Source organism: Flavobacterium sp. FG68, from assembly GCF_057808895.1.
The window spans coordinates 1-22738 of record NZ_JBMDIY010000030.1; the positions used below are offsets into that span (position 1 = coordinate 1).

The window sequence follows — 22738 nt, forward strand, 5'->3', positions numbered from 1 at the left end:
GTGGAAATCCTTTTATTTTGGGGTTCAAAATAAAAGATTGGAACGGATAGCGGGAAATAGCTCCATCAAAACAAACTTCAATTCTTAAATTCCAAATTCCAAACTTAAAGGCTTCGACTTCGCTCAGCCGGACAATCAGCATTCAAAACCTAACAACAGTTTCATTCAAACCTTATAGCCTTTTTACTCTTATATATATTATAGTAGATTTTTCTACTTATATATGTATATAAATAAACCCCGCAGGTTTTAAAATCATGTCTGGCTATAGAAATAATAGCTACTCTTATATTAGCATACCTAGCTTCTTACATAATAAAGCAATCTTCTACATATATATATTGTATGTATTTTTGTAATCACTTATATTTGCATTCACAAAATTATAAACAATGATCAAGATTACTTTACCCGATGGGTCAATTAGAGAGTTCGCTCAAGGCGTAACTCCAATGGAGGTCGCTAAAAACATTAGCGAAGGTTTTGCAAGAAATGTTATTTCTGCATCTTTTAATGGTACAACTATTGAAACCGAGACTCCATTAACGACCGATGGTAATCTTATATTATATACTTGGAATGATGCTGAAGGTAAAAAAGCTTTCTGGCATTCGACTTCGCACGTAATGGCGCAAGCTCTAGAGGAATTGTACCCTGGAATTAAATTAACTCTTGGGCCGGCAATTGCTAATGGGTTTTACTATGATGTGGATTTTGAAGACCAAAAGATCTCTGAGGCTGATTTTAAAAAGATCGAAGATCGTGTTCTTGAGATTTCAAGAGGTAAACATGAATTCAAAATGCGTCCGGTTAGTAAGGCTGATGCATTAGAAATGTACAAAGACAATGTTTACAAGACTGAATTGATTTCTAATCTTGAAGACGGTACTATTACTTTTTGCGATCACTCTACTTTTACTGATTTATGTCGTGGTGGACATATTCCGAATACTGGAATCATCAAAGCTATGAAAATCATGAGCGTTGCCGGTGCTTACTGGAGAGGAGACGAAAAGAACAAGCAGCTGACTCGTGTTTACGGAACTTCTTTCCCTAAACAAAAAGATTTAACTGAGTATCTTGAACTTCTTGAAGAAGCTAAACGTCGTGATCACCGTAAATTAGGAAAGGAACTTGAATTGTTTGCTTTCTCTCAGAAAGTGGGCCAAGGTTTACCTTTATGGTTACCAAAAGGTGCTGCGCTTAGAGAGCGTTTGGAGCAATTTTTAAAGAGAGCTCAAAAGAAAGCAGGTTACGAGCAAGTTGTGAGTCCGCATATTGGACAAAAAGAACTTTACGTAACTTCTGGTCACTATGCTAAATATGGTGCTGATAGTTTTCAGCCGATACATACTCCTGCTGAAGGTGAAGAGTTTTTATTGAAACCAATGAACTGTCCTCACCACTGTGAAATTTACAATGTAAGACCTTGGTCGTATAAAGATTTACCTAAGCGTTATGCTGAATTTGGTACTGTATATAGATATGAGCAATCTGGTGAGTTACATGGTTTAACTCGTGTTAGAGGTTTTACTCAGGATGATGCACATATTTTTTGTACTCCGGAACAATTAGATGAAGAGTTCAAAAAAGTAATTGACCTTGTACTATATGTATTTGGTTCGTTAGGTTTTGAAAACTTTACCGCTCAAATTTCATTGAGAGATCAGGAGAATAGAGAGAAATATATTGGTACAGATGAAAACTGGGAGAAAGCTGAAAACGCAATTATCAATGCTGCAGCTGATAAAGGTTTGAATACTGTTGTAGAATATGGTGAAGCTGCATTTTACGGACCTAAGCTTGACTTTATGGTTAAGGATGCTTTGGGAAGACAATGGCAGTTAGGAACAATTCAGGTTGATTATAACCTTCCTGAGCGTTTTGATTTGACATACAAAGGTGCTGATAATGAATTACATCGCCCGGTTATGATTCACAGAGCTCCTTTTGGATCTATGGAACGTTTTATAGCAATTTTACTGGAGCACACTGCAGGAAATTTCCCACTTTGGCTAATGCCAGAGCAGGCTATTATATTGTCTTTGAGCGAGAAATACGAAAATTATGCTAAAAAAGTTTTAGATTTGCTAGAAAATCACGAAATTCGCGCCCTAATTGACAACCGAAATGAAACTATCGGTAAGAAAATTAGAGATGCAGAAATGCAAAAAATTCCATTTATGCTTATCGTGGGTGAGGAAGAGGAGAAAAACGGTACAATTTCTATTCGTCGCCACGGCCAAGAAGGAAAAGGTAATATCACTGTTTCTATCGAAGAATTTGCTTCGATTGTAGACGAAGAAATAAAAAAGACATTAAAAGTATTTACAGTTTAACTTAAATTAGAAAGTCATAGCAATAAAAAGTAACAGAGGTTTTCAACCTCGAGTAGAAAAAAAAGATGCACACAGAATAAATAACAATATTCGTGGTGTACAGGAAGTAAGGTTAGTAGGCGAGAACATCGAACCAGGTGTATTTAAGCTTGCAGAAGCTTTACGTCTAGCAGATCAGTTTGAATTAGACTTGGTTGAAATTTCGCCAAATGCTGAGCCGCCGGTTTGTAAAATCATGGATTACAAGAAATTTGTTTACGAACAAAAGAAGCGTGATAAGGCATTAAAAGCTAAATCTTCGCAGGTTGTAGTAAAAGAGATTCGTTTTGGTCCTCAAACAGATGAGCATGATTATGAATTTAAAAGAAAGAATGCTGAGAAGTTCTTAAAAGAGGGAGCTAAGTTAAAAGCATTTGTTTTCTTTAAAGGACGTTCGATCATCTATAAAGATCAAGGACAAATTTTACTTTTACGTTTGGCAACAGATTTAGAAGAGCATGGTAAAGTTGAAGCTATGCCGGTTCTTGAAGGAAAGAGAATGATTATGTTCATTGCTCCGAAGAAGAAAAAGTAAAACAGTTTGCAGTCGCAGTTTTCAGTTTTCGCATTGTAAACTGAAAACCGAGACTGACAACTAAAAAAATAAGTAAGTAAGAATAAATTAAAACACTAGGAAAAATGCCTAAAATGAAAACTAAATCTAGCGCTAAGAAACGTTTTAAAGTTACTGGTTCTGGAAAGATTAAAAGAAAGCATGCTTTTAAAAGTCACATCTTGACTAAAAAATCTAAAAAACGTAAATTAGCTTTGACACACTCAGCGCTAGTTCACTCAACAGATATGAAAAGCATCAAACAACAATTAAGAATTATCTAATAATTCTTTAGGTTAAAAAATTATTTATATAACCTTGGAGTATGGCTTTCAAGTTCCTTTGATTCAATTCAGGACGCCTGCTACAAAAACACATTAAAATTATGCCAAGATCGGTAAATTCAGTTGCTAAAAGAGCAAGAAGAAAAAAAATAATGAAGCAAGCCAAAGGTTTCTTTGGTAGACGTAAAAACGTTTGGACAGTTGCTAAGAACGCGGTAGAGAAAGCGATGAGCTACGCTTACCGTGACAGAAAACAGAATAAAAGAAATTTCCGTTCATTATGGATTCAACGTATTAACGCTGGAGCTAGATTAGAAGGAATGTCTTATTCTCAATTCATGGGGAAAGTTAAAGCTAACGGAATCGAATTGAACCGTAAAGTTCTTGCAGATTTAGCTATGAACCACCCAGAAGCTTTCAAAGCAATACTTAATAAAGTAAAATAAACGTTTTATAAACTCAATTTAGATTACTTACTTATCATAAAGAAACCATTCGTTAATTCGGATGGTTTTTTGTTTTTACAATAATCTGCTTTACCTTTAATCTTCTTATAAAACAATTGTAAAATGTTTACGGCACTATTTGATCATATACAAAAATTCATAACATTAGAGTCTTCAGAAATTGAGACACTAGAAGCATGCCTAACTATTTCGAAAGTAAAAAAGAAAGAACATCTATTACAGGAAGGCCAAGTTTGTAATACCTTATATTTTATACTAAAAGGCTGTGCGAGACAATATATCATTAATCCGAAAGGTGTAGAACAAACTTTGCAATTTGCTGTTGAAAATTGGTGGATAATCGATTATTTGAGCTTTCACAACACTACTCCATCTCACTTCTATATTCAAACTGTTGAAAACTGTGAATTAATAGCGATTGAAAAAGGGATTTTAGAGTCTCTATTAATTGAAATTCCGAAGTTGGAAAGATATTTTAGAATTGTTTCTCAAAAATCATTTGGAGCTGCTCAAATGCGTATTAAATTTTTATTTACAATGTCTGCCGAAGAAAGGTATCATCATTTTAATAATCAAAATCCGGAGTTTGTGCAGCGTGTACCGCAATATATGCTTGCCTCCTATTTAGATTTTTCAGCAGAATTTATGAGTAAAATCAGGGCTGGAAAAGTCTGATTTCAATTTCTTGAAGTAGTTCAAGTTTTTAAAAGAATACATTACTGACCTTTGTAATGAACTTTTAAAACACATAAAAATGAAATCAAGAATTCTTATCCCAGAAGCTGCCCCACAAGCTTATCAAGCTTTAATTAACTTAGAAAAATATATCTCTACTACTTCATTAACTCCAGTTCATAAAGAATTAATTAAAATACGCGCTTCTCAAATTAATGGTTGTGCTTATTGTATCAACATGCACACTGCTGATGCGAGAAAACATGGTATTTCTGAACAGAGAATATACTTAACAAGCGCATGGCGTGAAGCTGATGTTTATACTGAAGAAGAAAAAGCTATTTTAGCTTTAACAGAACAGGTAACTTTAATTAACAATCATGTTACTGACGAAGTTTATCTAAATGCTGCAAACTTATTTGATGAAAAATATTTAGCAGAAATTATCCTTGCAATTATTACTATTAACTCTTGGAACAGATTGGCAATTACTACTGGATTAAGGGCTGTATAATTCCTTTATAAGGATAAATTTTACAACATTTTTAAAATTCCAAACCCTCCTGCCAGAGGGTTTCTTTGTATTTACCTGTAAATGAGACTCAGTTAAATAAAAATTCAATCATTTTACAAAAACAGGTATTTATACTCTTTCATAGGAATTTAGGTTTTCTATTTTTGATTTATGATTTCAAAATACACTACAATAAATTCATACTCTATGGCAGTTTCTTTTGTCTTTTTTGCGTGCCAGAAGGAGTATTATAAATATTCTAATTTAAAAAACTCACAACTCAAAAATATAACAAGTATAAATCTTCATCGGATTTTTCATTAGTTATTTATAAGTACGGGGAAATACGGAAATCCGTACGAAGGCTATAACTAAGAGAATTAATTTTGAAAAAAGAATAGGTTTCAATTTACTATAAAATAAAATTTGTATGTTCAAAAAGGTTTTAATTGCAGAGGACATAGACAGTATTAGTGCAACAATTATAAAAGTTCTTGAAGAATTAGAAATTCCGGTAATTCATCATGTAAAATATTATGATGATGGTTTATTAAAAATCAGAAAAAGTCTTCTTGACAATGAGCCATATGATTTGCTAATTACCGATTTATCTTTTAAAATGGATCATCGAAATACCAACATTTTGAACGGTGAAGAGCTTATTAACTCCGTGAATAAAATACATCCACAATTAAAGAAAATTGTATTTTCATCGGAAGATAAATCATATAGAATAAAAAAGCTTTTTAATGAATCAAAGATCACGGCTTATGTTTCTAAAGGAAGAAACAGTATTGAGGAGTTAAAAATTGCTATGCAAAAGGCTTATAAAAATGAAGAGAAAATACTTTCTTCAGATTTGAGCTTTAGTTTTAATGATAAATCTTTAATTGAAATTGAATCTTATGACATTTCTATTTTAACCTTAATGGCAAGAGGCTATATTTTAGGAAACATTTCAAATGAATTTAAGGCAAAATCGATAACTCCAAACGGAACCAGCAGCATTGAGAAACGAATTAATAAATTAAAAATATATTTTAAAGCTAATAACAATGTGCACTTAATTGCTATAGCCAAAGATTTCGGCTTAATTTAATTCTATTAAACTTTATGAAACTTAAATATAAATTTAATCTGATATCGAAGATCAACACAGCCAGCAATAAAATTATCATAAAAACATTACTGCTTTGTCTTTTCTTGTCTATATGTTTTGCTTATGTTTCTGAAAAAACGGGCTGGCTTGAAATAGACTGGAAGATTATTTTTATACCTGCACTTCTTGTTTTGCAAATAATAATTATTGGAAAAGCTTTACAAAATAGATATAAAAAGCTTTAAGTATTTTGATTTAAAAATATCGAAATGCTTATATTTGATTTTTTAAAGCCTTATGAAAATTCTTATAAATTACGTTCTCTTATTATTCATTTCTTTCCATTCTTTAGCACAGACTAAAATTATTTCCTGGAATTTGGAAAACTTTGGAAAATCTAAATCACAATCTACTTTAAATTTTATAGCTAATACGGTACGCGATTATGACATTGTTGCCATTCAGGAAGTTGTTGCCGGATATGGCGGTTCGCAGACTGTTGCAAAACTTGCTGCACTGCTAAATGAAAAAGGGGCAAAATGGGATTATACTATTAGTGATCCTACAAGTGGAACCAGCTATAAAAAAGAACGCTATGCTTTTCTTTGGAAAACAAATAGAGCAAAATTAAAAGGAGAGCCATGGCTTGAAAAAAAGTATAATCTAGAAATTGATCGTGAGCCTTATTTTGCAACTTTTGAAGTAAATAAAAAAACATTTACTTTGGTCAATTTTCATGCAATCACAAAAAGCAAACAGCCGGAAACTGAAATTAAATATTTTAAATTTCTGCCTCAGCAATATCCCAATCTCAATTTAGTATTTACAGGAGATTTTAATTGTCCGGAGTCCCATACTGTTTTTAATCCGTTAAAGAAAATGGGATATACTTCGATGCTGCAGAAGCAAAAAACTACTTTAAAGCAAAAATGTAATGGAGATGTTTGTCTTGCTTCTGAATTTGATAATACTTTTTACAATCCAAATAGATTAAATCATATCGATTCAGGAGTTATTTTATTCTATAAAAAATTCAATACGCTTCAGGATGCCCGAAAAATATCCGATCATATTCCTATTTGGCTTGAATTTTCGCTGAATTAAATTATGTTTTGAGCTTTTTCTTTTTTGCTGCAGGGAATAAAACGTTATTTAAGATCAAACGATATCCTGGAGAATTAGGATGTAAATCTAAAACAGTTGGCGGATCTCCAACCTGATGTTGAAAATCTTCGGGATCGTGGCCTCCAAAAAAGGTAAACATTCCTTTTCCTTTTTCTCCGTGAATGTATCTTGCTTCACCATTTAGTTCACAAGTTCCCATCACTAATACATTAGATTTCACCAAAGTTTCATTAAAAGAAGTCGTTTGTCCCATAAATCCTTTTACCAATTGTGTATGATTTTGGCATAACATACTTGGAATTGGATCCCATTTTGCAGAAAATTCCATTAAGGTAAAGTAATCTTTTTCCATTGGGACTCTTCTTTTACCAGTCATATCAATATCCGAAAACTCGTAAACTTCTGGTCTTCGCTCTAAAATAAAGTCTTTGAATGCAAAAGAGTTTGCATAATTTAGTTTTGATTGATAATTAGATTCACTTGGGTCTCCATCAAACATGGTTTCGCAAATATCAACACCATCTGCTGCAAGCGCAATATCAAAACTATCAGTTGCTGAACACATAGCAAACATAAATCCGCCGCCGATAACAAAATCTCTGATTTTTTTTGCTACAGCGCCTTTTTCCTGTGAAACTTTAGAGTAACCCAATTTAGTTGCTAAAGCTTCTGCATCCTTTTTCTGCTCGATATACCAAGGTGTATTTTTATAAGCAGCATAAAACTTTCCATATTGTCCGGTAAAATCTTCGTGATGTAAATGCAGCCAATCATACAGTAATAATTGATCACTTAAAACTTCTTCATCATATATTGGGGTAAATGGAATTTCTGCATAAGTTAAAACCAAAGTTACAGCATCGTCCCAAGGTTGTTTTCCTTTTGGAGTGTAAACTGCAATTTTTGGAGCTTTTTCAAGAACAACTGATTCCATATTTTGAGATGGACTCGAAATATCATTTAAAATTGAGGCTTCTTCGCTATCTGAAAGTATCTCAAAGCTAACACCTCGAATTTTGCATTCTTTACGAATTTCATCAGCATCCGGCAATAAAAAGGAACCTCCGCGGTAATTAAGCAACCAACTAGCTTTGTAATCTCTGCTCAAACACCAATATGTAATACCGTAAGCTTTTAAGTGATTTTGCTGCGTTGTTTCATCCATCGGAAGTAAAATAAACGAAGCTTTTGCATTAAAGGAAAGCAATAAAATGAAAATATAAACTAAACTTTTTTTCATCAAAAAATATTTTAAGTAAAGATATAAAGGAAGCTTATAAAATCACAATAGAAGACTAGTTTTATAATAATATAAAACTGTTAATTAACAAGAATGCAAAAAAGTTGAAAGATTGAAATTTTGTAAAAAACAGGTAAAAATACGTAAACTATGACAACTTTTTCTGCCTAAATTTGGAATCTAAAATCGACCAAATTAATCGATTAAAATCAAACCAAATGAATTACAACCAAAATAATCAACCAAAAGAATTTAGCATAATGCAAAAAATAGGTATTTGTGTACTTGTTTTTACAATAATCGTTTATTATGTTTTATCCATTCAATTTTTAACAAGTTAAAATTATAATGTCAAAACAGCAATTTCATTTTGAATAGCATAAACAACTAAACCGGCAATATTTCGTGATTCTGTTTTTAGCAATAAATTATTACGATGTCCTTCTACAGTTCGCGGACTTAAAAAAAGATGTTCTGCTATCTCTGTAGTTGTTTTTTGCTGACAGATAAGCTGTAAAATTTCAATTTCACGCGGAGAAAGAAAACTTGTTTCAAGATTCCCTTTCGAGTTTTTAGAAGATACAATAGTTTCCTGAATAGTTTTTAATACATTTTCGTTGTAAAAAAATCCTTTTCTGTTAACTTCATTAATCGTTTTGATTAGATCTTTTGGAGTTGTGTTTTTAATGAGGTATGCCACTGCCCCAACCTGAATCATATTTGCAATAAATGATTTTGAATCATAGCTGGTCAGTGCTATAATTTTAATACCGGGAAAAGATTTTCGAATAATTTTTGTTGCTTCGACGCCATTTAAAACCGGCATTTTCAAATCCATGATAATGATATCTGGCTTGACATCATTATTTTGTAATTTGTTAACCAGCTCTTCACCGTTTGAAGCTTCAAAAATAATTTCAATATTGTCTTCTCTTTGCAATAAAAAAGCTATTCCTTTCCGAAACAATACTTCGTCATCGACTAAGGCGATTTTAATTACGGCATTCATTTTGTTTGTTTTTGGTCATTTGGTTTCCCGAAATTACAAAATATGAATTAATAATAACTACAGAACCTTGTTTTATTGATCCTAAAGCATAATTATTTACTAAAATTTATATTAAAAGGTAAAAATTACAGCAATACCTTTATTTATTTCTGAATTTATTTTTATAGTTCCGTTTAAAAACGAAACCCGGCTGTCAATGTTTTTCATTCCAAGTCCTTTTTGATTTTCACTGTTTTTGCTGTCAAAACCAATTCCGTTATCTTCATAATAACAAGTATTTATTCCGTTATTATCTTTAAAGGCAATCCAAATTTCTGTTGCTTTACCATGACGGAGCGAATTATTCATTAATTCCTGCAAAATTCTAAAAATGTGTAAATGACGATCGATATTATCATCAAAATCGATTTCATTTTTATAATAGGTTTTAACTGATTTACTGCTTTCAAATTCTTCGCATAATTCTTCAACACCGGCATTTAATCCAAATTTTTCAAAAACCGGCGGTAATAAATTATGAGCAATTTTTCTGGAATTCTCTAAGGCCTTTGCCGTCAGGTTTATAATATTATCTGTGATCTCGATAGTTTCTGCTTCGGTTAAATTAGGTGCAGAAAGTAAATGCGTATTTAAAGAAACAATATTAAGTTTTGAACTTATATCATCGTGCAAATCTTGTGCAATACGTTTACGTTCTTCCTCTTGTGTCACTATAATGGCGTGAAGCTGTTCTTTTTGATACTGTAATACAAGATCTTTTTTCTCGAGTTCTTTCTGTATTATTTTTTTTCTGGAGAAATAGAAAAATATTATCAATACAACTGCTACAATTATAAAGAAAAGAGAGATATACAATATAATGGCAACAAGTTCTTTTTCAGGGATTGAATGGGTATTCATATCAAAATTCTATGTTAAACATTAAGATTTTAAGTTAACCGAACTTTTGTAAAAACTTTTTATCCAATCGTATAAAATGAAAAACTGATAGATTAAAATTAAAAAAGCATTTAATATCCAGGTCAGATATTTAAGTTCGCTGCTAAGTCCTAAAGAAAAATTTCCAATTAAATACAACACTGTGCTTGCTAGTAAGTAAAAGACAAGACCTACGGTAGTATAATAATAACTTTTATTTTCTGTCAGCATATTATAAAAATGAAACAAGGCATAAATTACAATAAGCAGATTAGTCAAAGTAATTTCAAACAAATTAAACTTAAAAAACTCACTTGAATCTATATAAAATTGTATCGCTAAAACTAACAATGCTATGGTAAGGCTAATTTTTATAAATATTTTTTGGCTCTTTATCTGAGTTAATGAATTATAAAAAATTCCAAGTAATATCATTTGTCCAATAAAGAACATATTGACAAAAATTAAATTCGTCATTCCAAGGTGATAGCATAGTTCCATACTAAATTGCATAGTAAAGCAAAAAGCTAAATAAGAGACAAAAAAAACATTAGCTTTTCCCTTTCGGAAAAAGCTATATGAATAGACTATTAGGTTTATTAATAAAACGGTATACGTCGAGTATATTAATAATTCTTCATTCATTTTTTATATGCTGAATATTAATATGGAGGACTAGGACGTGTGCCATCGAACACAATATCATCAGCAGATTCTGCTCTATTTTGCTGAGATGATGAATGCCCGTAAACATCTACATATTTACCCGTTTCTTTATCATATTGTGCACCAACAAAAAGTAAGGTTTTTTCTTGTTGATCATTGATACCAATATATGCACGAACAGCATCTGTATTTAGTGCAAGTACATTTTCTAAGCTTTCTCGTGGAATTAAAAAAGATTTTACTTTGTTTTCTCGGGTTTCGATCGTGGTATCATCCTCGTATCTTTTTTCCCACACTTCTGCAGTAGCCAACGGGATTTGGATTGGCCCCGGAAAGTTTTTTTCGCTCATAGTTTTTGAATTTTAATTAGTTAATAGTTTTAGAATTGTTTATGGTTTTGCTAATCTACCGAATTAATTTTTATGTAGAAATATTATTTTGTGAAATTATATATGGACGTGTTTAATCGCTGAATAAAAAAAAATCTTTACAAGCTGGCTGCTCATAAAGATTTTTTTATTTAGAATTTTATTTAAATTAAAATGGAACATCACTGTCGTCATCGTCATCATTTAAATTACTTCCAAAGGCTTCATTTGCCGAAGGAAGATTATTAGTTATAAACGGATTATCATCATGATTCATTTTTGATGGTAAATCATCATAACTTCCCGAAAATTCATCAAGATTATCAAATTTTCCTAAGTGTCCTAAAAATTTCAAACGGATGTTTTCAATACCACCATTACGGTGCTTGGCTATCATAATTTCGGCTTGACCAGCTGTTGGCGAAGCTTCTTCATCATCCCATTCCTCAATTTTGTAATATTCTGGTCGGTATAAAAACGAGACAATATCGGCATCCTGTTCAATTGCTCCAGATTCACGAAGATCTGATAGCAACGGACGTTTACTAGAACCACGTGTTTCTACAGCACGCGACAGCTGGGAAAGTGCAATAACCGGAACGTTAAGTTCTTTTGCCAAAGCTTTTAAGTTTCGGGAAATTGTCGAAATTTCCTGCTCACGATTTCCTCCTCCTTTATTATTTCCTCCCGCAGTCATCAATTGCAAATAATCTATAATAATAATTTTAATACCGTGCTGCGATGCTAAACGACGACATTTTGCTCTTAAATCGAAAATAGAAAGTGAGGGTGTATCATCAATAAATAAAGGCGCTTTTTCTAAATCTTTCACTTTAGTACTCAACATTGTCCATTCATGAGCCTCTAATTTACCTGTACGTAATTTTTCTGATGACAATCCTGTTTCAGAAGAAATAAGCCTCGTAATTAACTGAACAGATGCCATCTCAAGAGAGAATAAAGCTACTGCATGCCCATATTGAATAGCAATATTTCTGGCCATAGAAAGTACAAATGCTGTTTTTCCCATCGCTGGTCTGGCCGCGATAATAATTAAATCACTCGGCTGCCATCCAGACGTTAGCTTATCCAGATTATGAAAACCAGTTTCAACACCACTTAATCCTTCTTTTTTAGAAATTTCTTCAATTTTCTTTTTAGCTTGTAAAACTAAACTTTGTGCAGTTTCAGAACTACGTTTAATATTTCCCTGTGTTACTTCGTATAATTTAGATTCCGCTTTATCCAATAAATCAAAAACGTCTGCACTTTCATCATACGATTCTTCAATAATTTCTGAAGAAATTCTAATTAAACTTCTTTGAATAAATTTTTGAAGAATGATACGCGAGTGAAATTCGATATGCGCTGAAGAAGCAATTTTTTGAGTAAGCTGAATCAAATAAAAATCTCCGCCTGCTAAATCTAATTTTCCGTTTTTCTTTAACTGAGTTGAAACTGTTAAGATATCGATTGGCTGAGTTTCGGTAAAAAGCTGTAAAATCGCTTCAAAAATATGTCGGTGCGCATCTTTGTAAAAAGCATCGGGCTGCAAAATATCAATTACATCATCAACCCCCTTTTTATCAATCATCATTGCTCCCAACACAGCTTCCTCCAGATCAAGTGCTTGCGGCGGCAATTTTCCTTTCTCCAGATTAATAATAGTGGTTTTATCTACCTTTACAGGATTTACATTCTTGAAATTTTCCATATAGCGAAAGTAACAAAATTTAAAAAAAAATTGTTATCTAGTTATAACTATTAAATGTTTATAAATATTTTGCTTTTGTTGATAACCAAAAAAAAATCCGAAACCGCAGGGCTTCGGATTTTTAATCATATTATATGAATTTACTCTTTATACTCGCCCATGTTGCTGTATTTGTCCATTCTTTGGGCAATTAGCTCGGCTGTTGATAAGTCTTTCAATTCGTTATATCCTTTGGTAATGTATTCTGCCACTGTTTTAAAAGTAGTTTCGCGGTCGTAGTGCGCTCCACCTAGTGGTTCAGGAATTACATCATCAACTAATTTTTGTTTTTTCATGTCAGAAGAAGTCAATTTTAAAGCATCTGCAGCACGTTCTTTGTACTCCCAGCTTTTCCATAAAATTGAAGAACATGACTCTGGAGAAATTACAGAATACCAAGTATTCTCTAACATATAAACTTTATCTCCAACACCTATTCCCAATGCTCCTCCAGAAGCTCCTTCACCTACAATAATAGTAATGATTGGCACTTGCAGACGAACCATTTCGAAAATATTTCTTGCAATAGCTTCTCCTTGTCCTCTTTCTTCAGCTTCAAGCCCTGGATATGCACCCGGAGTGTCTACTAAAGTTAAAACCGGAATTCCGAATTTCTCTGCCATTTTCATTAAACGCAAAGCTTTACGGTATCCTTCTGGATTTGCCATACCAAAATTACGGTATTGACGTGTTTTTGTATTAAAACCTTTTTGCTGACCAATAATCATAAACGATTGTCCGTTTACTTTACCAAGACCACCAACCATTGCTTTATCATCTTTAAAACCTCTGTCTCCATGAAGTTCTAAGAAAGTATCACCGCAAATTGCTCTGATATAGTCTAAAGTATAAGGTCTATTTGGATGCCTTGACAATTGTACACGCTGCCAAGCCGTAAGGTTTTTGTATATTTCTTTTTTAGTCTCTACTAATTTCTTGTTGATTTCTTTACAAGTTGGCGTAACATCAACGTCAGATTCTTTTCCAATTATAACACACTTTTCTAACTGTTCTTCAAGTTCTTTTATTGGAAGCTCAAAATCTAAATATTCCATGGATTTTTGAATTTTGTTTTTAAATCGAACCGCAAATATAAAAATATTATACTATTCGTGTGATTATTTCGTGTTTAAAATGTAAAAATGTAATTTAAAAATAAGGCAAATACTACACTTTTTCTTTATTCTTATAATGTTTAAAAACACCATTTAAAATAACTGTAATAACAATTATTACAGCTCCTATGTAAAATTCGGTACTCATTTTTTCTTTTCCGCCGAGGATAAAATAGGCCAAAAGAATACCGTAAACCGGCTCTAAATTAGTAGTTAACATTACCGTATAAGGAGTTAAACGCTGCATTACTTTTACCGAAGCTGTAAAGGCATAAGCTGTACAAACAGAAGCCAAAATCAACAACAAAATCCAGTTATTTAATGACATTACAAAAAAGTCTGCATTGAATTTTCCTATCACTAAAAAATAAATGGAGATAAAGAAAACGCCTGCACCAAATTCATAAAATGTAATAACTGAAGGTTCGTGATCTGAGATTAATTTCCCATTCATCAGCGTAAATAAAACTCCAAGAATTATCGAAATTAAGGCATAATAAACTCCTGTAAGATATTTAATTTCAACCTGCAATATCAATCCTAATCCGGCAATAATGATTAATCCGAAGAAAACTTCATACCATAAAATCTTTCTTCCGTAAAAAAGCGGTTCTAATAAAGACGCAAAAAAAGCCCCAAGCGAAAAAATCGACAATGTTATAGAAACATTTGATACGTGAATGGCTTTAAAAAAGAAAATCCAATGGAGTGCAATTAATAATCCAACGAAAATTAATTTAGCAAAAGATTGTGCTGATATTTTAAAAGACTGCTTTTTATAAATGATAAATCCGCCAAGAAAAATTCCGGCAATCAACATTCTAAACCACACTAAATTTTCGGCATCAATTGTAATTAAAGCTCCAAGAATAGCGGTAAATCCCCAAATAAAAACAATTAAATGAAGGTTTAAGTAACTTTTTAAATTATCGTTTCGCATTACGTAATAAGTAAACTGCCAAAATTCCAAAAACAATATTTGGAAACCAAACAGCTAATAAAGGTGAAAAAGTAGATTTTTCGGCAAGAGTACCAAATATTTTATCAAAGAATACAAATGAAAACGCAATTGCGATTCCAATTGCTAAATTCATTCCCATACCACCGCGGCGTTTCATTGCAGAAACGGATACTGCAATAATAGTCAGGATAAAGGCAGAAACCGGGATACTGTATTTTTTATAAAGAACTACTAAATAGGTATTGATGTTTCCTGAACCTCTTTTTCTTTCTTTTTCAATAAAATCAATTAATTTGCCTAAAGTCAATGTTTCTGCTATATAAACAACAGGCGTTAAATCAGCAAGTTCAAACTTAAATTTTATTTTTTTCTCAGGTTCTTTTTCAATTACATCATTTAAATCAGCTAGAGTTCTTTTTGTATAATCATACAAAATATAGGTTTTTAATTTCGGATCCCATTTAATACGGCTTGCTGTAATTTTATACGTTAGTTTATCTTTTTCAAAATGCTCTAACGTAAAATTAAATGCTGTTTTAGACTCTTCATTAAAACTGTTTACAAAGATAAAGTCATGATCATTGATCTGTCTGTAAACATTAGTGTTTTCCCCCCGCATGAGCTCCTTTCCATTTCCTTTCAAATAAGTATACCTAAAATTATTATACCCTTCACTTGCAGCCGGAACAATAAAAAATCCCATCAGCAAAACAAAAATCGAAACGATTGTTGCACCTATAATATAAGGACGTAAGAAGCGCGTAAATGAAATTCCTGAACTTAAAATCGCAATAATCTCTGTATTATTTGCCAGTTTAGAGGTAAACCAGATTACCGATAAAAACAAAAATATCGGAAATAAAGAGTTTATAAAATAGATTGTAAAATTGTAATAATAGAACGCAATATCCATAAACGGAATCTTGTTTTCGAGCATCTTATTTACTTTTTCAGAAACGTCAATTACGATTCCAATTGGCGCAAACAAAAGCAGCATCACAGAGAAAGTTCCGAGATATCTTTTTAAGATGTATTTATCTATTATTGACAGCATATAGTTTTTGTTTTTTTTGTTTCAGGTTTTAAGTTTCAAGTTCTGTGGAGAACTGGAACTTGAAACCTGAAACTTGAAACTCTTTTTTTAAAGTCTTTGACTCATATTTTTAACCATCATTTCTTTCCATGGTCTAAAATCGCCTGCTAAGATATGTTTTCTAGCTTCACGAACCAACCACATGTAGAAACCAAGATTATGAATTGTAGCAATTTGTTTTCCTAAATATTCGTTAGCGGCAAATAAGTGGCGTAAATATGCTTTTGTGTATTCTGTATCTACAAAAGTATGTCCCATTTCATCAATAGGAGAAAAATCAGCTTCCCACTTTTTGTTCTTGATATTGATTGTTCCATTTGCTGTAAACAACATACCGTTTCTTGCATTACGCGTTGGCATAACACAATCAAACATATCAATTCCTAATGCAATATTTTCTAATATATTAATAGGAGTTCCTACTCCCATTAAATAACGAGGTTTATCTTCAGGAAGAATTTCGCAGACAACTTCAGTCATCGCATACATTTCTTCTGCAGGTTCTCCTACTGATAATCCGCCAATTGCATTTCCCTGTTGACCAGAATTTGCAATATATTCAGCTGACTGACGACGCAAATCTTTATAAGTACTTCCCTGAACAATTGGGAAAAAAGTCTGCTCGTAACCGTATTTGTAAGGAACTTTTTCTAAATGATTAATGCAGCGGTCCAGCCATCGGTGTGTCATGTGCATTGATCTTTGTGCGTATCTGTAATCGCAAGGATAAGGCGTACATTCGTCAAAAGCCATAATAATATCGGCTCCAATAGTACGCTGAATTTCCATTACATTTTCTGGAGTAAAAAAGTGGTAAGAACCGTCAATATGCGATTTAAACTTCACTCCTTCTTCTTTAATTTTTCTGTTTGAAGAAAGAGAATAAACCTGATATCCACCCGAATCTGTCAAAATATTACGATCCCAATTCATGAATTTATGCAATCCTCCTGCTTTTTCAAGAATTTCTGTCTGCGGACGTAAATATAAATGGTACGTATTTCCCAGAATAATATCCGGATTTATATCGTCTTTTAATTCACGCTGATGCACTCCTTTTACCGAAGCCACTGTTCCAACAGGCATAAAAATAGGCGTTTCGATTACGCCGTGATCAGTAGTTATACTTCCCGCTCTTGCTTTAGACTGCGGATCTTTTTGTAATAAATCAAACTTCATGTGTTTCTTTTTTCAGTCGGCAAAGATAAGTTAATTTCAGGGAAATTTAATTAATTAGATAATTTGTCCATTATAAAATTGAGTTAATTAAAAAACAATATAAAAGCCAAACTCCAGAAATTTTTAAATTTGAATAAAATCAATAAAATATGATACGCAATATTGTCAGGCTGAGCGATCCCGAAGCCTTGGGAGAAGCTCACAAAGCATATCTGCCACAATAAAAAATAAAATGAATTTAGCTCAAAAACTTGGATATCCTGAAAACTCAAAACTATTAATCATTCATGCGGATGATGCCGGATTATCACATTCAGAAAATCTGGCAACGATTAAAGCACTTCAAAACGGATCTGTAAACTCATATAGTATAATGGTACCTTGCCCGTGGTTTTATGAAATGGCAGTATTTGCGAAAAACAATCCAAATTATGATTGCGGAATACATTTGACATTAACTTGCGAATGGGAAAATTATAAATTCGGACCTGTTCTTCCAGTTTCTGAAGTTTCAAGTTTAGTTGATCAAAACGGTTATTTTTACAAAACCAGAAAGGATTTTAAAGAAAATGCAAAACCTTCTGAAATCAAAAAAGAACTAATCGCCCAAATTGAAAAAGCTTTGCAATTTGGTATTCAGCCTACACATCTTGACTCGCATATGTGCAGTGTTGGCGTAACTCCAGAAATTTTAGATATTTATAAAGAACTCGGAAAAACATACAATTTACCTGTTTTCATCAATAAAGATTTTATCGAATCCATTAGTTTATCTGATGAAAAATATGATTTTGAAAATACTCTTTTAGCAGATAATCTTTTAATTGGATATTATAATGATTTCGAAAAAGGAGAACTTAAAAAATCTTACGAAAAAGCTTTAGACAACATTATTTCAGGATTTAATGTTTTCCTGCTTCATCCTGCTTTTGATGATTTTGAAATGCAGGGTATTACTGTAAATCATCCCAATTTTGGTTCAGAATGGCGTCAAATTGATTTTGATTATTTTACAAGCGATGAATGCAAAACGAAATTAAAAGAAAACGGAATTCAATTAATTACCTGGAAAGAGATTGGACAATTAGATGATTTGTCAATTTAGATAATGAGATAATTTTCTATTTTAATGTGAATATTACAATATCCTGTTATTAAAAGTATAAGAAGCAAAAATCATTGATTTCATAACTTTATAAAAAAATATTAAAATAAAGAAATCATGATAAACTCAGAAGAAAAATTAGATCAAATCAGGGATGAACAAATTGAAAGAAATCTGGAAAACCTGGATTATCCGGCAAATGAAGACATTTACAATCAGGAAGATAAATTAGAAGATATTGACCCGGAAGGCATTTCTGGCGAAAGAATCATTAATCAGGACAATCATGAATGGAAACAAAATAGTGATAAACTTGGAAATGATCTTGATGTTCCGGGTTCTGAACTTGATGATGATCAGGAAGAAATAGGTTCAGAAGATGAAGAAAATAATTTCTACAGCGAGGGCGATAATAATTAGCTTTATATCGTTCGATTATTTCAAAAGCTCCTTACGGAGCTTTTTTTGTTTAGCAAATTACTGGAAATCATAACATCTAAAATGTGGAATTTAAAAATTCTAAACCAAATTGGCTTTTTTTTTAAGATTAATAAAAAAAGAAACAGAATTTAACAATTGTGATAAACTAAAGCAGAAAATCATTTGTCTCCCCGCAAAATAACGATTACTTTTGCAACAGTTTAACTTTTACATATAAAATGAAGCCTAACACACAACAATTAAGCGATTTAACGATCCAAGTAAGAAGAGATATTCTTAGAATGGTACATGCTGTAAACTCTGGCCACCCAGGTGGATCACTAGGTTGTACTGAATTTTTGGTTACACTATACCAAAATATTATGGACCGCAAAGAAGGTTTTGATATGAACGGAATTGGAGAAGATCTTTTCTTCCTTTCTAATGGGCATATTTCTCCAGTTTTTTATAGCGTATTAGCACGTAGCGGTTATTTCCCTGTTTCAGAACTTGCAACTTTCAGATTATTAAACTCACGTTTACAAGGACACCCTACAACTCACGAAGGGTTACCTGGAGTTCGTATAGCTTCTGGTTCGTTAGGACAAGGTTTATCTGTAGCTCTTGGAGCAGCTCAAGCTAAAAAATTAAATGGAGACAATCATTTAATTTATTCTTTACACGGAGATGGAGAATTACAAGAAGGTCAAAACTGGGAAGCTATCATGTATGCTTCTGCTAAAAAAGTAGACAACATAATTTCGACAATTGACCTTAACGGAAAACAAATTGATGGTACAACTGACGAAGTTTTACCAATGGGAAGTATCCGTGCTAAATTTGAAGCTTTTGGCTGGGATGTTCTCGATATCGAAAAAGGAAACGACATTGATGCAATTCTTGCAGGTTTAAATGACGCAAAATCAAGAACAGGTAAAGGTAAACCAGTTTGCATTTTACTACATACTGAAATGGGTAATGGTGTTGATTTTATGATGCACACTCATGCATGGCATGGTAAAGCACCAAACAACGACCAGTTAGCAGGTGCTTTAGGTCAAAACATTTCAACTTTAGCAGACTATTAAAAACCAGCTTTAAGCTTTAAGCAGTATGCTTTATGCCTATTGCCTACAGCCTATTGCGTACAGCAAAATATAAAATGAAAAAATACGAAAATACAGGAAGTAAAGATACTCGTTCTGGTTTTGGAGCGGGAATGACTGAACTAGGTCAAAAAAATGAAAATGTAGTAGCACTTTGCGCAGATTTAATTGGATCATTAAAATTTGACGATTTCAAGAAAAATCACCCGGAGCGTTTTTTCCAAATTGGTATTGCAGAAGCAAACATGATTGGTATCGCTGCAGGTTTAACAATTGGAGGAAAAATTCCATTTACTGGAACTTTCGCTAACTTTTCAACAGGAAGAGTTTACGACCAAATCCGTCAATCTGTTGCTTATTCAGATAAAAACGTAAAAATCTGTGCTTCTCACGCTGGTTTAACATTAGGAGAAGACGGTGCAACTCACCAAATCTTAGAAGATATCGGATTAATGAAAATGTTACCGGGAATGACTGTAATCAATACTTGCGATTACAATCAAACTAAAGCTGCAACATTAGCATTAGCAGATCATCATGGTCCTGCTTATTTACGTTTCGGTCGTCCGGTTGTGCCTAACTTCACTCCTGCTGACGAACCATTTGTAATTGGAAAAGCAATTTTATTAAACGAAGGAACTGATGTTACTATTATTGCAACAGGGCACTTAGTTTGGGAAGCTCTTATTGCTGCTGAAGCTCTTGAAGCAAAAGGAATTTCTGCTGAAGTAATCAACATTCATACTATTAAACCACTTGATGAAGAAGCTATCCTTAAATCGGTTGCTAAAACAAGATGTGTGGTTACTGCTGAAGAGCACAACTACCTTGGAGGTTTAGGAGAAAGCGTTTCTGGAGTATTAGCTTTAAACAATCCAACTCCGCAAGAATTTGTAGCAGTACAAGATAGTTTTGGTGAATCTGGAACTCCAGAGCAATTAATGGAAAAATACAAATTAAACAATCAAGCAATTGTTGAAGCTGTAGAAAGAGTTATTAAAAGAAAATAATTTTTAATTCTTACTTTATAAAAACAAAAAACCTCGAAAGTGATTTCGAGGTTTTTTTATGTCTTATATTTTATTATTTCTTTTGATAAGGATACGATTTATCCAAATGAATTCTTAATCTTCCTGCAGCTGTATAATCTGCTGGTAAAAAACTTTTAGGATTATCAATTGATTCTGGCTGTCCTTCAGTTTTAAGAGGACCAGTTGGTCTTCTAGGAATTCCTCTTGGCTCCGTTTCGTCTGTATTTGGCGTACTTGGATTGTCTACAACAGGATCAAAAGGATAATACGTACTTGACCCATTAAATACTCCATCTACCCAGCCAATATGGTTTGTTGGTTTAGTGATTTCATAATAAGTAGAATAACCATCTCCATCATCATCAGTATCTACACAATCCGGAACACCATCTTTGTCTGTATCATCTGCCACCATTGTTGCCGGCGGAGTTGGATATCTTGCAGTATCTCTAAAATCATAAATATACCCATCTCCATTTAGATCTTCCTGATAATCAAAAACACCATCAAAATCATGATCTAATCTTTGAAGGCTGAACAATTTAAAACTAAACACTAAAGGCGAATAAGCCGGAATAGCATCTTGTCCTGAACCATAATATCCTAATCCGGAAGGTAAAAACATTACTCCCGCACCAAAATCTGTATACGTTATTGTACCATCAGGACCCGGAGCGCTAGGAGTACCTGTTTTAAACTGAGGAAAAATTTCGCCCCATCCATCAATTACAGATTGTGCTGCATACAAATACAATTCAAAACTTCTTCCTACACCATAAGAAGAATCAAATACAGTCCCGTCTAGCAAACTTCCTGTATAGGAAGCAAAAACTTTGTCCGTATTTGTTGGAGAATCTCCACTACCTTTATTTAAAGATAAGTAATACACTTTATAAGTAACATCGTGATTATAAACATCTCTGGATAGTAAAGGATATACTGTTTGATTCATGATTGAAGTTTGTGTTCCTCCTGCCGGAATTTTTTCAATCGTTATATCAAAATTAGCCGTTACTTCTTTTATATAATGAGTATTTAAATATTTAACAATAGAGTCATTGTCAGCTTTATATTGTTCTTTATAATCTCTTAAAGGAACTATTTCCGGATCATCATGGTCTTTACTACAGGAAACTATAGCTATACCCGCAAGTAATAAAATAAAATAATATTTAAATTTATTCATTATTGTTAATTTTTTAGGTGCGCAAGATACAATATTGATTTATTTTTGTAAAGAATTTAACTTGGATTTTAGAAAAATTATGAGAATAGATAAATACTTATGGTGCGTGCGTTATTATAAGACCAGAAACATGGTAACTGAGGCTTGTAAAAAGAACCATGTTACGGTAAATGGGCAAGTTGCAAAACCATCTAAAGAAGTTTTTCCTACTGATAGAATTACTTTTAGAAAAGATCAAATTACACAAATTATAACCGTACTCGATATTCCGGAAAGTCGTGTGGGAGCTAAACTTGTTGACATTTACCGTAAGAATGAAACCCCTGCAGAAGCTTACGAACATTTAGAGTTATTAAAACTCTCCAAAGAACATTATCGTAAAGCAGGAACTGGAAGACCGACTAAAAAAGACCGAAGAGATATTGACGATTATGGAAGTGATTTTATTGATGAAGAAGAAACGGAGTAAATTTCAATTTTTAAATTCCAAAAC

The 22738-nt window shown here is 32.6% G+C and carries 25 protein-coding genes; 14 read left to right on the plus strand and 11 right to left on the minus strand.

Going from position 1 to position 22738, the window contains the following annotated elements; all coding sequences use genetic code 11:
* Window positions 1-392 precede the first annotated feature (392 nt).
* The 9 genes from thrS to ACODSB_RS17735 all read left to right on the plus strand — a co-directional run bounded on the left by thrS (window position 393) and on the right by ACODSB_RS17735 (window position 7074).
* A complete protein-coding gene (gene thrS / locus ACODSB_RS17695; RefSeq protein ID WP_053474258.1) occupies window positions 393-2339 on the plus strand; it encodes a threonine--tRNA ligase in 1947 nt (648 codons plus the stop codon).
* Between the two features lie 22 nt (window positions 2340-2361).
* Window positions 2362-2913, plus strand: coding sequence for a translation initiation factor IF-3 (gene infC / locus ACODSB_RS17700; RefSeq protein WP_073489566.1), 552 nt, complete (start codon window positions 2362-2364; stop codon window positions 2911-2913).
* Window positions 2914-3017: 104 nt separating this feature from the next.
* Window positions 3018-3215: a 50S ribosomal protein L35 gene (gene rpmI, locus ACODSB_RS17705; RefSeq protein WP_007810722.1), complete on the plus strand. Its 198-nt coding sequence runs from the start codon at window positions 3018-3020 to the stop codon at window positions 3213-3215.
* Window positions 3216-3316: 101 nt separating this feature from the next.
* Window positions 3317-3661, plus strand: a complete 345-nt coding sequence (gene rplT / locus ACODSB_RS17710; RefSeq protein WP_008464948.1) for a 50S ribosomal protein L20 — start codon at window positions 3317-3319, stop codon at window positions 3659-3661.
* Between the two features lie 123 nt (window positions 3662-3784).
* Window positions 3785-4357 carry a Crp/Fnr family transcriptional regulator gene (locus ACODSB_RS17715; RefSeq protein ID WP_488938021.1) on the plus strand — a complete coding sequence of 191 codons (573 nt, stop codon included), beginning with the start codon at window positions 3785-3787 and terminating at the stop codon, window positions 4355-4357.
* 79 nt (window positions 4358-4436) lie between these two features.
* Window positions 4437-4871 (plus strand): carboxymuconolactone decarboxylase family protein, encoded by a 435-nt coding sequence (locus ACODSB_RS17720; RefSeq protein WP_488938022.1) that lies wholly within the window; start codon window positions 4437-4439, stop codon window positions 4869-4871.
* Window positions 4872-5301: 430 nt separating this feature from the next.
* Window positions 5302-5970 carry a DNA-binding transcriptional response regulator gene (locus ACODSB_RS17725; RefSeq protein WP_053474262.1) on the plus strand — a complete coding sequence of 223 codons (669 nt, stop codon included), beginning with the start codon at window positions 5302-5304 and terminating at the stop codon, window positions 5968-5970.
* Between the two features lie 14 nt (window positions 5971-5984).
* On the plus strand, window positions 5985-6215 hold the full coding sequence (locus ACODSB_RS17730) for a hypothetical protein (protein ID WP_053474263.1): 231 nt from the start codon (window positions 5985-5987) through the stop codon (window positions 6213-6215).
* Between the two features lie 52 nt (window positions 6216-6267).
* Window positions 6268-7074 carry an endonuclease/exonuclease/phosphatase family protein gene (locus ACODSB_RS17735; protein ID WP_053474264.1) on the plus strand — a complete coding sequence of 269 codons (807 nt, stop codon included), beginning with the start codon at window positions 6268-6270 and terminating at the stop codon, window positions 7072-7074.
* A 1-nt stretch (window position 7075) separates the two neighbouring features.
* On the opposite strand, the gene ACODSB_RS17740 is transcribed toward ACODSB_RS17735, so the two are convergent.
* The 10 genes from ACODSB_RS17740 to tgt form a co-directional block, all read right to left on the minus strand.
* On the minus strand, window positions 7076-8335 hold the full coding sequence (locus ACODSB_RS17740) for an asparagine synthetase B (RefSeq protein ID WP_256635850.1): 1260 nt from the start codon (window positions 8333-8335) through the stop codon (window positions 7076-7078).
* Between the two features lie 343 nt (window positions 8336-8678).
* Window positions 8679-9344 (minus strand): response regulator, encoded by a 666-nt coding sequence (locus tag ACODSB_RS17745; protein ID WP_488938023.1) that lies wholly within the window; start codon window positions 9342-9344, stop codon window positions 8679-8681.
* 111 nt (window positions 9345-9455) lie between these two features.
* Window positions 9456-10244, minus strand: coding sequence for a sensor histidine kinase (locus tag ACODSB_RS17750; protein ID WP_488938024.1), 789 nt, complete (start codon window positions 10242-10244; stop codon window positions 9456-9458).
* Window positions 10245-10265: 21 nt separating this feature from the next.
* Window positions 10266-10907 (minus strand): hypothetical protein, encoded by a 642-nt coding sequence (locus tag ACODSB_RS17755; RefSeq protein ID WP_180859818.1) that lies wholly within the window; start codon window positions 10905-10907, stop codon window positions 10266-10268.
* A 17-nt stretch (window positions 10908-10924) separates the two neighbouring features.
* Window positions 10925-11278, minus strand: a complete 354-nt coding sequence (locus ACODSB_RS17760; RefSeq protein WP_053474269.1) for a hypothetical protein — start codon at window positions 11276-11278, stop codon at window positions 10925-10927.
* A gap of 187 nt (window positions 11279-11465) precedes the next feature.
* Window positions 11466-13010: a replicative DNA helicase gene (dnaB, locus tag ACODSB_RS17765; protein ID WP_053474270.1), complete on the minus strand. Its 1545-nt coding sequence runs from the start codon at window positions 13008-13010 to the stop codon at window positions 11466-11468.
* 140 nt (window positions 13011-13150) lie between these two features.
* Complete coding sequence (locus tag ACODSB_RS17770; RefSeq protein ID WP_053474271.1) at window positions 13151-14104, minus strand: acetyl-CoA carboxylase carboxyltransferase subunit alpha; 954 nt, start codon at window positions 14102-14104, stop codon at window positions 13151-13153.
* 112 nt (window positions 14105-14216) lie between these two features.
* Complete coding sequence (locus ACODSB_RS17775) at window positions 14217-15104, minus strand: DMT family transporter (protein ID WP_488938025.1); 888 nt, start codon at window positions 15102-15104, stop codon at window positions 14217-14219.
* Entirely contained in the window at window positions 15091-16179 is a 1089-nt protein-coding gene (locus ACODSB_RS17780; protein WP_056201516.1) for an LptF/LptG family permease, read from the minus strand. The genes ACODSB_RS17775 and ACODSB_RS17780 overlap by 14 nt, the downstream gene beginning before the upstream one ends.
* A gap of 87 nt (window positions 16180-16266) precedes the next feature.
* On the minus strand, window positions 16267-17397 hold the full coding sequence (gene tgt / locus ACODSB_RS17785; RefSeq protein ID WP_035649585.1) for a tRNA guanosine(34) transglycosylase Tgt: 1131 nt from the start codon (window positions 17395-17397) through the stop codon (window positions 16267-16269).
* 232 nt (window positions 17398-17629) lie between these two features.
* On the opposite strand from tgt, the gene ACODSB_RS17790 reads away from it, so the two are divergent.
* From ACODSB_RS17790 to ACODSB_RS17805, 4 genes are all read left to right on the plus strand, one after another.
* On the plus strand, window positions 17630-18502 hold the full coding sequence (locus ACODSB_RS17790; protein ID WP_488938026.1) for a polysaccharide deacetylase family protein: 873 nt from the start codon (window positions 17630-17632) through the stop codon (window positions 18500-18502).
* Window positions 18503-18619: 117 nt separating this feature from the next.
* Window positions 18620-18922, plus strand: coding sequence for a hypothetical protein (locus ACODSB_RS17795; RefSeq protein WP_180859822.1), 303 nt, complete (start codon window positions 18620-18622; stop codon window positions 18920-18922).
* A gap of 239 nt (window positions 18923-19161) precedes the next feature.
* Window positions 19162-20010 carry a transketolase gene (locus ACODSB_RS17800; protein WP_053474275.1) on the plus strand — a complete coding sequence of 283 codons (849 nt, stop codon included), beginning with the start codon at window positions 19162-19164 and terminating at the stop codon, window positions 20008-20010.
* A 74-nt stretch (window positions 20011-20084) separates the two neighbouring features.
* On the plus strand, window positions 20085-21038 hold the full coding sequence (locus ACODSB_RS17805; protein ID WP_256635855.1) for a transketolase family protein: 954 nt from the start codon (window positions 20085-20087) through the stop codon (window positions 21036-21038).
* Window positions 21039-21111: 73 nt separating this feature from the next.
* Here ACODSB_RS17805 and bamM read toward each other — a convergent pair whose 3' ends face one another.
* The gene (gene bamM, locus ACODSB_RS17810) at window positions 21112-22245 is read right to left on the minus strand and encodes a BamM family beta-barrel-assembly machinery protein (protein ID WP_488938027.1); all 1134 of its coding nucleotides are present in this window, start codon (window positions 22243-22245) and stop codon (window positions 21112-21114) included.
* A 79-nt stretch (window positions 22246-22324) separates the two neighbouring features.
* On the opposite strand from bamM, the gene ACODSB_RS17815 reads away from it, so the two are divergent.
* Complete coding sequence (locus ACODSB_RS17815) at window positions 22325-22714, plus strand: RNA-binding S4 domain-containing protein (RefSeq protein ID WP_053474277.1); 390 nt, start codon at window positions 22325-22327, stop codon at window positions 22712-22714.
* Window positions 22715-22738 lie beyond the last annotated feature (24 nt).

Bases quoted from the DNA above. Each gene is read 5' to 3' on its own strand.
- thrS (WP_053474258.1), top strand. From the start codon at position 393: ATGATCAAGATTACTTTACCCGATGGGTCAATTAGAGAGTTCGCTCAA.
- rpmI (WP_007810722.1), top strand. From the start codon at position 3,018: ATGCCTAAAATGAAAACTAAATCTAGCGCTAAGAAACGTTTTAAAGTT.
- rplT (WP_008464948.1), top strand. From the start codon at position 3,317: ATGCCAAGATCGGTAAATTCAGTTGCTAAAAGAGCAAGAAGAAAAAAA.
- ACODSB_RS17715 (WP_488938021.1), top strand. From the start codon at position 3,785: ATGTTTACGGCACTATTTGATCATATACAAAAATTCATAACATTAGAG.
- ACODSB_RS17720 (WP_488938022.1), top strand. From the start codon at position 4,437: ATGAAATCAAGAATTCTTATCCCAGAAGCTGCCCCACAAGCTTATCAA.
- ACODSB_RS17725 (WP_053474262.1), top strand. From the start codon at position 5,302: ATGTTCAAAAAGGTTTTAATTGCAGAGGACATAGACAGTATTAGTGCA.
- ACODSB_RS17730 (WP_053474263.1), top strand. From the start codon at position 5,985: ATGAAACTTAAATATAAATTTAATCTGATATCGAAGATCAACACAGCC.
- ACODSB_RS17735 (WP_053474264.1), top strand. From the start codon at position 6,268: ATGAAAATTCTTATAAATTACGTTCTCTTATTATTCATTTCTTTCCAT.
- ACODSB_RS17740 (WP_256635850.1), bottom strand. From the start codon at position 8,335: ATGAAAAAAAGTTTAGTTTATATTTTCATTTTATTGCTTTCCTTTAAT.
- ACODSB_RS17745 (WP_488938023.1), bottom strand. From the start codon at position 9,344: ATGAATGCCGTAATTAAAATCGCCTTAGTCGATGACGAAGTATTGTTT.
- ACODSB_RS17750 (WP_488938024.1), bottom strand. From the start codon at position 10,244: ATGAATACCCATTCAATCCCTGAAAAAGAACTTGTTGCCATTATATTG.
- ACODSB_RS17755 (WP_180859818.1), bottom strand. From the start codon at position 10,907: ATGAATGAAGAATTATTAATATACTCGACGTATACCGTTTTATTAATA.
- ACODSB_RS17760 (WP_053474269.1), bottom strand. From the start codon at position 11,278: ATGAGCGAAAAAAACTTTCCGGGGCCAATCCAAATCCCGTTGGCTACT.
- dnaB (WP_053474270.1), bottom strand. From the start codon at position 13,010: ATGGAAAATTTCAAGAATGTAAATCCTGTAAAGGTAGATAAAACCACT.
- ACODSB_RS17770 (WP_053474271.1), bottom strand. From the start codon at position 14,104: ATGGAATATTTAGATTTTGAGCTTCCAATAAAAGAACTTGAAGAACAG.
- ACODSB_RS17775 (WP_488938025.1), bottom strand. From the start codon at position 15,104: ATGCGAAACGATAATTTAAAAAGTTACTTAAACCTTCATTTAATTGTT.
- ACODSB_RS17780 (WP_056201516.1), bottom strand. From the start codon at position 16,179: ATGCTGTCAATAATAGATAAATACATCTTAAAAAGATATCTCGGAACT.
- tgt (WP_035649585.1), bottom strand. From the start codon at position 17,397: ATGAAGTTTGATTTATTACAAAAAGATCCGCAGTCTAAAGCAAGAGCG.
- ACODSB_RS17790 (WP_488938026.1), top strand. From the start codon at position 17,630: ATGAATTTAGCTCAAAAACTTGGATATCCTGAAAACTCAAAACTATTA.
- ACODSB_RS17795 (WP_180859822.1), top strand. From the start codon at position 18,620: ATGATAAACTCAGAAGAAAAATTAGATCAAATCAGGGATGAACAAATT.
- ACODSB_RS17800 (WP_053474275.1), top strand. From the start codon at position 19,162: ATGAAGCCTAACACACAACAATTAAGCGATTTAACGATCCAAGTAAGA.
- ACODSB_RS17805 (WP_256635855.1), top strand. From the start codon at position 20,085: ATGAAAAAATACGAAAATACAGGAAGTAAAGATACTCGTTCTGGTTTT.
- bamM (WP_488938027.1), bottom strand. From the start codon at position 22,245: ATGAATAAATTTAAATATTATTTTATTTTATTACTTGCGGGTATAGCT.
- ACODSB_RS17815 (WP_053474277.1), top strand. From the start codon at position 22,325: ATGAGAATAGATAAATACTTATGGTGCGTGCGTTATTATAAGACCAGA.